Origin of the sequence: Lachnospira hominis (ex Liu et al. 2021) (genome assembly GCF_014287955.1) — a bacterium.
Classification (GTDB): Bacteria; Bacillota; Clostridia; order Lachnospirales; family Lachnospiraceae; genus Lachnospira; species Lachnospira hominis.
On record NZ_JACOPD010000007.1, the window covers coordinates 119,906 to 132,426 of the forward strand.

The window sequence follows — 12,521 nt, forward strand, 5'->3', positions numbered from 1 at the left end:
TAATAAATTGCATTATATTTTAAACTATGATATAATTTATAAACATGGGCGATAGCCCATAAGGGCGGATTCCCGAGTGGCCAAAGGGGACAGACTGTAAATCTGCTGGCTATGCCTTCGAAGGTTCGAATCCTTCTCCGCCCATTAAGCCGGTGTGGCGGAACTGGCAGACGCACAGGACTTAAAACCTGCGGGACTTATACTCCCATACGGGTTCGATTCCCGTTGCCGGCATAAACATATGACAGCAAAGTGGATAGATTTACACTTTGCTGTTTTTTTACGTTATTGGAGGGGTTATGGTTAATCTTGATGGAAAATTATCAGTTGTAATGCCGGCGTATAATGAGGAAAAACTCATATACAATAGTATTAAAACAACTATTTCTGTTATTTCTGGATTTGTAAAAGATTTTGAGATAGTTGCGGTAAATGATGGCAGCACTGATGCGACCAAAGAGGAAATAAAGCGTGCCATGAAAGAAGATGGCAGAGTAAGAATGGTGTCATCTGATAAAAACAGGGGTAAAGGTACGGCTATAATATCAGGCGTAACAGAGTCAGAAGGAAAATATATTGCATTTCTTGATGCGGACCTTGAACTTAATCCTTCACAGCTTGAGAGTTACCTTCGCAAGATGATTGATGATAATGCAGATGTTGTAATCGGATGCAAATTTCACAAAGATTCAAAACTAAGTTATCCTTTAATACGTAAAATAATAAGTATGGGATATTATATAATGCTGCTCATTCTTTTTCATCTTAATGTAAAAGATACGCAGACAGGATTAAAAGTATTTCGTGCAGAAGCGATAAGACCGGTGGCACATCTTGTGAGGACTTCAGGATTTGCATATGACATAGAACTGCTTGTTGCACTTAACAGGAGAGGATGTACTATTGCACAAATGCCTGTAACTGTGGTATATGTAAGGGATAAGAATACAAAAAGAATTGGAATGAAAGATATATGGCGTGCGTTTAAAGATACATGGGCTATATTTATAAGAGTTTATTTTAAACATTATTATGACTAGATATTTGCATATATAAATAAAAATTGATATAATAAAAAAGTATATGATTAATAGATGCGAAAGGACGATAAAGATGCATTACGATTATCTTGTTGTTGGTGCCGGACTTTACGGTGCAGTATTTGCACATGAGGCAAAGAAAAAAGGAAAGACCTGTCTGGTTATAGAAAAAAGAAATCATATAGCAGGTAATATATATTGTGAAAATGTTGAAGGGATTAATGTACATGTATATGGTGCACACATTTTTCACACTTCTGACAAATTTATATGGGATTATATAAATGAGTTTGCAGAATTCAATAATTATATTAATTCACCGATTGCAAAGTATAAAAATGAATTATATAACCTTCCTTTCAATATGAATACATTCAGCAAGATGTGGGGAATAAGCACTCCACAGGAGGCAAAAGATATTATTGCAGCACAGATTGCAGACCTTAATATAACAGAGCCGAAGAATCTTGAAGAACAGGCATTATCACTTGTCGGAAAAGATGTATATGAAAAGCTTATAAAGGGATATACTGAGAAACAGTGGGGAAGAGACTGCAAAGAACTTCCTTCATTTATAATTAAGAGACTGCCGTTAAGATTTGTATATGATAACAATTATTTTAATGACAGATATCAGGGAATTCCAATTGGTGGATATACTAAGATAGTAGAAAAGATGCTTGAAGGAATTGAGGTAAGGCTTGATACTGACTATCTTGCAAACAGGGAAGAATTTGATTCCATGGCAGATAAGATTGTATACACAGGGATGATTGACCAGTTTTATGATTATAAGCTGGGAGTTCTTGAATACCGTTCGGTAAGATTTGAGACGGAGACGCTTGCAACTGATAATTATCAGGGAAATGCAGTTGTCAATTATACAGAACGTGAAGTTCCTTATACAAGAATTATTGAGCATAAACATTTTGAATTTGGAAAACAGCCAGTTACGGTAATTTCAAGGGAATATTCAAGTGAGTGGCATAAAGGTGATGAGCCTTATTATCCGATTAACAATGAAAGAAATAATGAGCTGTATCAGAGATATAGAGAGCTTGCAGATAAAGAAAAACGTGTGATTTTCGGTGGAAGATTAGGCGGATATAAATATTACGATATGGATAAAGTTATTAAAGCTGCACTTGAAATGTGTAGTGAAGAATTGGTTTAAGGGGAATGAAAATGGAAAAAGAGGACAGGGAATTAATTAAGTTATTAAATGATTCTAAAAAAGGCAATAAAAACAGCTTTGAAAAATTCACAAGACTTGTATATCAGGAAGTTTATAATCTTGTTGCATTTGTCTATATAACAAAGGAATCAAGAGAGAAGCTTACCAAGCACGTTCTTGTCAGAATGTTCAAAAATGCTTCAGAGTTTGATAATGAAGAACTTGATATACATTTGTGGATTGCCCGTTTTACAACAGTTGAAGTCTATAATGTGTGCAAAAAACAGAATGGTGAATTATTTGATACACAGATTTCTGCCGAAGAGTACAATTATGATTCAATAAGTGAAGATTCAGAATTTGCAAAATGTGCAGCTGATTATAATCAGGCATTTCTTGATATAGATCAGTTAAATGAGATTATGACAGATTTTGAGGATTTTTCAAAGGGACAGAGGCTCCTATATCTTATGTTTGCATATGAGAGTTATACGATAGATGAGATTGAGGATTTACTTGAAATTGACAGCACATTTATCGGCACACAGATTATGCAGATACGAGGTATGCTCGGACTTGATATGGTATCATTGGATGGTGATGGGCCACAAGTACATGTGGCAGATGAGGATTCATCAGAGGATGAGACAGATGATGAAGATAGTTCCGATGACAGTGTACCTGAAATTGATTTTGATGATAATGACAATTATTCTGACAGATATGATGCTAAGAGTGCAAATCATGGAATTAAGGCAGATGCACGTATGAGAGGAATAATAGCAATATGTGCGGCATTAGTGGTTGTGCTTGCGGTGGTAACTGTTGCAATTGCCGGACGTATAAAGAAAAATAAGTCAAAGAGCACATTTAATCCTACGCCTGTTACAACAGCGGCAGAAGAAGCTACAACTAAGAAGTCATCAAAGAATAATAATGCAACAACAAAGGCGGCAGAGACGACAACAACTAAAGCAGCAGAGACTGATGAACAGACAGAGGCTGCAACAACTAGAAGAACGCAGACTCAAACGAATGATACTGAGGCTGCCGGAGATACCGAAGATGGTGGAAGCACAGGCGGAAGCGGTTCAGGTGACAGCGGAAGCACAGATGGAAGCGGTTCAGGCGATAGTGGAGACACAGGCGGAAGCGGATCAGGTGACAGCGGAAGCACAGATGGAAGCGGTTCAGGCGATAGTGGAGACACAGGCGGAAGCGGTTCAGGCGATAGCGGAAGCACAGGCGGAAGCGGATCAGGTGACAGCGGAAACACAGATGGAAGCGGATCAGGTGACAGCGGAAGCACAGGCGGAAGCGGTTCAGGCGACAGCGGAAGCACAGGCGGAAGCGGTTCAGGCGACAGCGGAAGCACAGGCGGAAGCGGTTCAGGCGATAGCGGAAGCACAGGCGGAAGCGGATCAGGTGACAGCGGAAGCACAGGTGGAAGCGGTTCAGGTGACAGCGGAAGCACAGGTGGAAGCGGTTCAGGTGATAGTGGAAACACAGGTGGAAGCGAAAGTGGTAGTGAAACCGGAAGTTCAGAAGCCGCAGGTAATTAACGATTGCTTTTGATTTGTGTTGCAAAGCAAGGAGGATACGAAAAACAATGAAATGTTTAATACTTGCCGGAGGCAGCGGAGACAGCCTTTGGCCATTGTCAAGAAAGAATTATCCAAAGCAGTTTATGAATATTAAAGAAGGCCGTTCACTTTTACAGGAAACGGTCGTTAGAAATATGCCATTTTGTGATGAATTTGTTATTGTCACAAAGGAGAGCTACAGGAATATAGTCAATGGGCAGATGAAAGCATTTCAGAGTCTGAAGTACCGGCTTATTCTTGAGGGTTCACCAAAGGGGACAGCTGCGGCAATTATGCTTGGAAATATGTTCTGCAATCAGTCGGAACTGGTTTTTGTAGTAACTGCGGATCATTTGATAGAGGGTCAGGAGTACAGAGAAGCAGTTCTTAGAGGCAAGGAACTTGCTAAAGAAGGATATGTTGCGGCTATAGGAATCAAGCCGACAGAGAATGCTTCCGGATATGATTATATTATAAAAGATGAAGAGGATGTATTAGGTTTTATCGAGAGACAGCAGTTCGATTTGAAAAGCGATTCATATAAGAATAAAGAATATCTTTGGAACAGCGGAATGTATATATACAGAGTTGGGGATCTTATAAACAGTGTGAAAAATATTTCACCTGAATTATATAATACATGTCGTTCGGCAAAGAGAAGAACTCCTGCAATAAGACGAGGCATCCGCTTTTCTGAAAATGTGATGAAAGATATTCCTACAGGCAGTATTGAGCAGATTGTATTTTCAAAGAACAGTATTGTAAAAGTTGTTGAGGCAGAATTTGGCTGGAAAGATGTCGGCAATGTAAGTGATCTTGACGGATTTGGCAGTGTGACACATTCTGATTATGTAATAAAGAATAATTGTGAAGATGTGTCAGTCGTAAACAATGCAGAGAGACAGCTTGTTGTAACAAATGATTTGAATGATATAGTAGTTGTAAATACTGAAGATGCAGTTTATGTTTCTTCAAAAGAACGTGCAAAAGATATTAAAGATATAATAAAAGATAACCGTGAAAAGTACGAAAGTTATTTTGATTACAACAGACTTTCTTATCGTGAATGGGGAATTCATGAACTTCTTACTTGGTCCGAAGGGTACAAAGTAAAGAAAGTAACAGTTTTTCCGGGAATGAGCATGAATCTTCACCAGCATGAGATGAGAAGTGAGCACTGGGCTGTTGTTGAAGGTACAGCGACTATCACACTCGGTCAGGAGACAAGGGATTATCATAAGTTTGAAAGCGTATTTGTGCCTATTGGAATGAAGCACAAAGTTGCTAATAAAACAGATAAAAATGTTGTTATTATAGAGATTGGAATAGGTGAGGTTGTATCTGAGAGAGATATTGTAAAGATATATACAGATGAATCTTCTGAGGGTAATTATATTGCAACACAGGATAATCCTGTTATAAAGCTTGACCCTGCATTTAAGGATAATCTCTGGGGCGGCACGAAGCTTCGTACTGTATTCGGCAAGAAATGCGATTATGATATTATTGCGGAAAGCTGGGAATTATCAGCACATCCGGATGGACCAAGCCGTATAGCAGATGGTAGATACAAGGGTATGCTTTTTGGCGATTATCTTTCAATTATCGGAAAAGAAAGTCTTGGCTGGAAATGTCAGGCACAGGACAGATTCCCTATCCTTATAAAGTTTATTGATGCAAAGCAGGCATTGTCAGTACAGATTCATCCTGATGATGAATATGCACTTGAAAATGAAGGCGAGTATGGCAAGAATGAGATGTGGTATGTTGTTGACAGTGAACCGGGCTCATATCTTTACTGCGGACTTAAAAAGAATACTGATAAAGAAGAGATTGAACGCAGAATTGCAGATAATACAATAACAGACATTCTCAATAAAATTGAAGTTAAAAAGGGCGATGTTGTTATGGTTAAAGCCGGAACAATACATGCTATAGGAGCCGGAATAATTATCTGTGAAATCCAGCAGAACTCAAACTGCACATACAGAATGTATGATTATGACAGAAGAGATAAGTATGGCAATCCGAGAGAACTTCATGTAAAAAAAGCACTTGATGTTGTTGACACAAAAGCTTATGTGAAAGATAATACAACGGAAGTTATGCTTGAGGAAAATGAGCATTATTCCCTTGAACGTCTTGTACAGTGCAAATACTTTGAATGTCTCAAATATGAGATAAAAGACGAAGTTAAGATTGTTGCAGATGAATCATCATTTGTTTCACTTGTATTTATAGAGGGAAGCGGAACGATAGAGGCAGATGATTATAAGCAGGAAGTTCCGTTCAAAGCGGGAGAAAGTTTCTTTGTAAGTTCAGGAAAAAGAAGCATTAATATTAAAGGAAAAGGCACATGCATAGTAACACATGTATAAATACACAAAGTGTATTTATATATGTGTTACATGGACACAATGTGTCATGTAAGCCCGCATCAGCTGCGGGCTTTACGATGTAAAATAAAAAGGCAGGTTTCTGATGAAAAGCGGCGGTAAGAAGACAAGGATTGTGCTTTACAGTGCAAGTATTATATTGGTATTATTTTATATAATTGTAATGTGGTGGGGAATTACCCCAAAAGTAGGAATTGAATATAAGATGTATTATATAACGCACGAACTTTCTGACTGGCCGGGATATGGCAGATTAAGCTATAAACTTGGAACCAAAGAAATCTGTACATCATACAAAGACAGAAATGGAAGTCCTTATACATGGGATGTATGTGTGAGGAAAGGTCAGGGCTGGAACAGGGAGCAGTATGACGGAAGCGTAAGCAATGCATCTGAAAGCTACATATATTATCTTCCTGAAAAAAATGCGGATAATGTTACATATACGATTGAGGTAAAAAATGTTACAGGAGCCGTAAAGGTATATGCGGATGATAAGCAGATAGGTGAGTTTGAAAAAGACGGAACATACAGTTTTAAAGCAGGAAATGCTGTGAGTGATAAATTATTTACAATAAAATTTGAGACAGAAAGAGGAAGCAGTTTTACACTGTGGAGTACCTGCCTTGAATAATGCAGGCTGGTTGATTATTAAGTGATGGAGGCGTTATGAAAGACAACAAATCGTTATTTCAGAGAGTAAAATTATATGCCATACCCGGATTGATTACGTGTGCGGTTATTGTATTTATTTATGTTTTTAAAGGTATATGGCCGTTTGGAGCTAACCGTATAGATTATTTTGACAATATGCAGCAGGTAGCACCACTCTATGCACATCTTTGGGACTGGATGCATGGAAAGGCGTCATTGTGGTTTGACTGGTACACAGGATTTGGCACGAATGTATCAATGAGTATATCTGCATTTTCAATGCTTAGTCCTTTTAATCTTTTGCTGTATCTTTTTCCGAGAACTCTGATACTTGAAAGTATATCAATACTTACGCTTGTAAAAATGATATTTATGGCAGTTGCCATGTATGCATATATTAATAAAAAATATAACAGACTTTCATATAATATGAAAGTTGTATTTTCACTTATGTATACATTCTGCGGATATACAGTGCTCTATGGTTCATGCTTTACACCATGGATGGATATAGTTGCATTATTCCCACTCCTTATGCTTGCATATGAAAATATGATGCAGACAGGCAAAAAGCTTTTTTACATAATAATGGTTGCAATTATTTTCATAATTAACTATTATCTCGGTGCCATGTCACTTGTATACATATTCCTTATAAGCGGGGCGTATGTTCTTCTTATGTCTAAGAAAGAAAAAATCAAGGAACATGCATGGAATCTTGGAATCGGAACTGTTGCAGGACTTGGGCTTTCATGTTTTGTGCTTGTGCCTGTAATGATGCAGCTTTCAGGCTCACAGAGAGGTGGCTCCGGACAGGGAATTGTATCGCAGTATATCGGCTGGATAAAGAGTGCTATTATATCTGACGGACAGATGGCAGCATTTCAGAGATGGATGATGCTTTATGGAATGGCATTTGCAGCAGCAGTAATAATTATGGGCTTAAAGAAGTTCAAAGAAGAGAAGAATACTATAAGATATATGATTTCCCTGCTTCTTATTTCGCTTCTGCCAATTGTTGTCGAAGGAATCAATCTTATGTGGCATTTTGGTTCGTATAACGGATATACGTTAAGAAACGGATATATTGTCGCATTTACGCTTATAACTGTTGCTGCGTATTTTGCACAGCGGATGTTTGAAGAAGTGACAGCTGATAAAAAACAGCTTGTAAAACAGCTTGTCATATTTGTTGTAGCGGCAGCTGTATATGCAGTTATTTATAATATTATTCCTTCAAATGATATCATCTTAGCAGCATTTATATTATTTATAGCGATATTTATAGCGGCATTTATTTTTTATAATAAAAAGCTTAAAAAAGATGGAATTGGATTTGATTTTAATACTATTATAGCGATAGTTGCTATAGAAGTATTTATTGGTGCATATTCGCTTATCGGACCACCTAAGTTTTATGAATATGAGCCATATCAGTATGGCGATTATGTCCAGGCTGCGAATGAAGTAAAGGATTCACTTGATATTGAAGAGTCTGTGACTGAAAGAATTGTCAATCCGGATATAAGCCTTAATGCCAACTATCCGCTTATTTTAAGGAGAAGTGCAATGTCAAGCTTTACGGCGGCCCTTCAGAGTGATACACAGAGTTATTCAAAGAAATTTGGTTACTCTAAGTATTTCCTCTGGCTTCTTGATTCAGGCGGCACGGTATTTACTAATTCACTTTTTCATGTTACTCAGGCAGTCAATGTGAATGAACTTGATTCACAGATGTATACAGCAGTAAGAAGTGATGGAGACTATACGTTATATGATGCTAATTACAAGCTTCCTTTTGCAATGAGTGTAAATAAAAACATTACACGTCAGGATTTCAGCGGCAACTGGGAAGATTTACATAATATTTTCTACAAGGCACTCACTAATGACACACAGGATATTGTTAATGGTATGTCATATACTAAGAAAGAGTCATCGGTTATAAGGGAGTATAATGTAAGAGCAGATGGAAAACAGGCTGTTTATATTAATATTGTTGATGTAAATAACCGTAATACAGATGCTAATGCTTCATGGCTTATAAGTTCAATGCATATATATGTCAATGGTGAAGCGGTTCTTGTTCCGACACTTGGTGATGTTAAGAATACAGCATATTTTACAGATTATAATAATAATCTCGTATATCTTGGCACATTTGAGAATGAGAATTTTACAATAAGAGTTGAATATGATGACCCATGGTATCTGAAGGTAAGTGAGGTATCATTTGCCGGACTTGATATGGATAAGATGCAGTCACTTGTCGATAAACATGCCGATGATTACTGTGAGACATCATATACTTCAGATTCGCTTACAGTTAAGCTTAACGGAAGCGGTGTAAATAATATGGCACTTATTCCTGTTGTATACAGTGATAACTGGAATGTAAAGGTGAATGAAAAGAAAGTAAAAGCTAAAAGTGTCTGCGGACTTTTTACAGGTGTTGATATTCATGCAGGTGAAAATGTGATTGAGATGACATTTGAGCCTAAAGGCAAAAAAGCAGGAATGCTTATATCTTTAGCAACACTTATTATGATGATAGCATCAGCACTTATTTTGAAGTTTACAAAATTGAAAGTGCCGGCTTTATTAAAAATGTGTGCAGCATTCATATATCTTGAACTTTATAATATTGTAATTGTTGCAATGTTTTTAATTCCTGTAGTAGCGGCAATTCCGGCATTGATTTATCAGATTGTTATAAGGCTGATGCAGCTGTTCTGATGCAGCGGTCCAAATAGGGGATAAAGAATGAATACTTTGATTGAAAAATACAAAAAGAACAGTAATTTCAGACTGGCTGTTCAATTGCTTTTTATACTTGTACTATCAAGGGTGGTTATGCTTATTATGGTACCGGTATACAATGGAATTATGGGAACAAACCGGTCATTTAGTTTCCTTATGAATGAGTGGGATGCAAAAAGATACCAGTTTATGGTAGATAATGGATATACATTTCCTCTTGATACTGACCCGCAGGCGAACTGGGCGTTCTTTCCGATGTATGTTATTGTCTGTCAGTTTGTGAAACTGCTCACATTCTGGAAAGCCGATACGTACTGGGTTGGCATGTTTGTATCAAATGTGTGTATTTATATAGCAGCATATTTTGGTATAAAATGGCTTCGAGACAGATATAAAATAAATAATGGTACACAGCCGGATATTAATAATAATTATGGAATTCTTCTTGGAATTCTTATGTTTATGGCACCATATTCATTTTACTGTGCATCTGTTTATACTGAAGCGATGTTTATAATGTTTATTGTTTTATTCTTTTATTTCAGCCAGAAAAAGCAATGGCTTATTGCGGGACTTATGTCTGCATTTGCAAGTGCAACAAGAATTGTGGGCTGTACACTTGTATTTGCACTGATTATCGAACTTTATCTTGACTATAAGAATAAAAATACAGTTATTGACAGCAAAAAAGCAGGAATCTGGCAAAACGTCAGAGATTTTGTGGTTCATTTTATAAAGACGCCGAAAGAGATATTGTCAGTTATGCTTTGTCCTCTTGGAACATTTATATATATGACTTTTTTGAGATTTTTCTGCGGAGATGTGTGGGCATTCATGCATGTTCAGATTGCCTGGAGAGAAGATTCATATTTTCCTGTAATCGGGGTTATGTGGAAAGCCTGCACAGGACAGATTGAACCTAGATATACATATATGGGCTGGTTCTGTATTGCAGCGTTTGCTGTATATGCATATATGATTTACAGAAAATATTATTCAATGGCATTTTTTGGAATAATAGCACTGCTTGTACCACTTACATCACATGTTATGAGTACATGTAGATTTATAATAGGCTCATTTGTCATATTTATTGGTGTGTATGATTTGATGACTGCCGGTGGACGGGAGTATTTGGAATTAAAAAATAAAAAGAAAGTAATTGCTATTGATTCTATTGTTTTAATAATCTTTTTTGCTTTAGAGTTATTTTTATTGTTTTTGTGGTATAATTCTGATTGCTGGCTGATGTAGTATTACGTATATAGATATGTGGAATACTGAGAGGGAATGCTGGAAAGAAAAGGAGAAACGGTCATTGAAAATTAAACTTAAAAGAAGGAAAGGAACAAATAAAAAACAAAATAATCAGAATTTGAGAAAATTTGGCGAAAGACTAAATGTTTTTTTCAGCGACAGGAAGAATGTTGCTGTTACATCATTGTTTGTAATCATTATTGTTATAGCTTCGGTCTGTGGAGTTGTAGGCTGGAAAAAGGTCAACAGACCTAAGAATAAGGAAGTATTGACGACAGAGGCACTCTCTGAGACTGAAAAAATTACGACAACCCAGGCGGAAACGGAAACTGAGACGGAAACGGAAACTGAGACGGAAACTGAGACGGAAACGGAAGAAGAGATTGCGTATGAGGAGTTTGATGAGATGATGGAGGAAGAAGTTCCGGATGAGGATCAGGCACCATGGGAACTTCCACCAAGAACTATGACATCTGAATGTATACCATATGACGGACAATACAGGGAGATTTCTTGTTGGGGGGATTCGATGACATATGGAACTAACAGTGGTCCGGGAAGTATAACTGTCAATGGAATGAAGAAAAATGTTTCGTATTATTCATATCCTCAGACGTTGCAGGAACTTACAGGAATTACTGCATATAATTTTGGTATGCCGGGTGCTACATCTGATGAAATTGCCATGATGCAGGGTGGACTTGCAATGAAAACGGACAGGACTGTAACAGTAAAAGATACGAATGAGGCAGAACTTAGAATAATAAGATCTGATAATAATGAATTTATTTCTAACGACTGGGGATTTCTTGATGATGTTTATATATTAAACAGACCTTTCAATGTGAGAAAGACAGAAGGCTGGCATTATATTTCAAGAATATATGAACTTGAGTTAAATAGTGAAGTACAAAATTCTAAAGAACTTGTAATGCTTTCAGATGTCAAGGGGAAAGATTCAAATGCGGCTGTTATAAAAGAGACTGAGGCGGTAGAAAAAGAAAATCCGTCAAAAGAAACCGCAACACAGAAACCGACGACAGAACCAGCAACACCGGCATATGAGACAATTACAATACCTGAGGGAACGAGAGTTTACACAAAGACAGCAATTGATCACAGCGGTGATATTCTTATTCTTGAAATTGGAAGTAATGGCGGTTGGGAAAATGATTATAAGACACTTATTCTTCAATATGATGCCATGATTCAGGAGTTTGGTTGTAAATATTATATTGTTGTAGGTGACACGGACGACCCGGGAACATCTATCGGTGATCTCAGTCAGGGGGAAACAGATGCAAACGGTAATTATATAGGTACAGGTGATACTTCTTGGGAAGCTGCATTAAGACTTGCATATGGTGACCATTTTATTAATATGCGAACATATTTAATCGAAAATGGTCTTAAAGATACAGGTATAATGCCTACAAAAGATGATTTGGAAAATTATAAAAGAGGTAATATCTCAAAGAAACTTCGTTCAGACTGGACACATCTTAACTGTATGGGTTATTATTCAAAAGGAAAAGGCATATATCTTAAAGGTGTAGAACTCGGATATTGGAGTTGATACTTGTATATTTTATAAATAAGTATTATAATCAATTAGCTTAGACACAAGCGATAATACGGATTTATTTTGAATAAAAAG

Annotated in this window: 8 protein-coding genes and 2 tRNA genes; all 10 read left to right on the top strand. The window is 37.0% G+C overall.

Features of this window, described 5'->3' with window-relative positions; genetic code table 11:
- Positions 1-62 precede the first annotated feature (62 nt).
- The 10 genes from H8S01_RS10580 (at position 63) to H8S01_RS13920 (ending at position 12,440) form a co-directional block, all read left to right on the top strand.
- Positions 63-144, top strand: a tRNA-Tyr gene (locus tag H8S01_RS10580).
- 4 nt (positions 145-148) lie between these two features.
- Positions 149-234 (top strand) — tRNA-OTHER (locus tag H8S01_RS10585).
- A 65-nt stretch (positions 235-299) separates the two neighbouring features.
- On the top strand, positions 300-1,040 hold the full coding sequence (locus H8S01_RS10590) for a glycosyltransferase family 2 protein (RefSeq protein ID WP_186837177.1): 741 nt from the start codon (positions 300-302) through the stop codon (positions 1,038-1,040).
- Between the two features lie 73 nt (positions 1,041-1,113).
- Positions 1,114-2,214, top strand: coding sequence for a UDP-galactopyranose mutase (gene glf / locus H8S01_RS10595; RefSeq protein WP_186837178.1), 1,101 nt, complete (start codon positions 1,114-1,116; stop codon positions 2,212-2,214).
- An 11-nt stretch (positions 2,215-2,225) separates the two neighbouring features.
- Positions 2,226-3,776, top strand: a complete 1,551-nt coding sequence (locus H8S01_RS10600) for an RNA polymerase sigma factor (protein WP_186837179.1) — start codon at positions 2,226-2,228, stop codon at positions 3,774-3,776.
- Positions 3,777-3,823: 47 nt separating this feature from the next.
- Entirely contained in the window at positions 3,824-6,175 is a 2,352-nt protein-coding gene (locus H8S01_RS10605) for a type I phosphomannose isomerase catalytic subunit (protein WP_186837180.1), read from the top strand.
- Positions 6,176-6,278: 103 nt separating this feature from the next.
- The gene (locus H8S01_RS10610; RefSeq protein ID WP_186837181.1) at positions 6,279-6,827 is read left to right on the top strand and encodes a hypothetical protein; all 549 of its coding nucleotides are present in this window, start codon (positions 6,279-6,281) and stop codon (positions 6,825-6,827) included.
- A gap of 35 nt (positions 6,828-6,862) precedes the next feature.
- Positions 6,863-9,583, top strand: a complete 2,721-nt coding sequence (locus H8S01_RS10615; protein WP_186837182.1) for a YfhO family protein — start codon at positions 6,863-6,865, stop codon at positions 9,581-9,583.
- Positions 9,584-9,610: 27 nt separating this feature from the next.
- The gene (locus tag H8S01_RS10620; RefSeq protein ID WP_186837183.1) at positions 9,611-10,861 is read left to right on the top strand and encodes a hypothetical protein; all 1,251 of its coding nucleotides are present in this window, start codon (positions 9,611-9,613) and stop codon (positions 10,859-10,861) included.
- Positions 10,862-10,925: 64 nt separating this feature from the next.
- Positions 10,926-12,440 (top strand): hypothetical protein, encoded by a 1,515-nt coding sequence (locus H8S01_RS13920; protein WP_207723053.1) that lies wholly within the window; start codon positions 10,926-10,928, stop codon positions 12,438-12,440.
- Positions 12,441-12,521 lie beyond the last annotated feature (81 nt).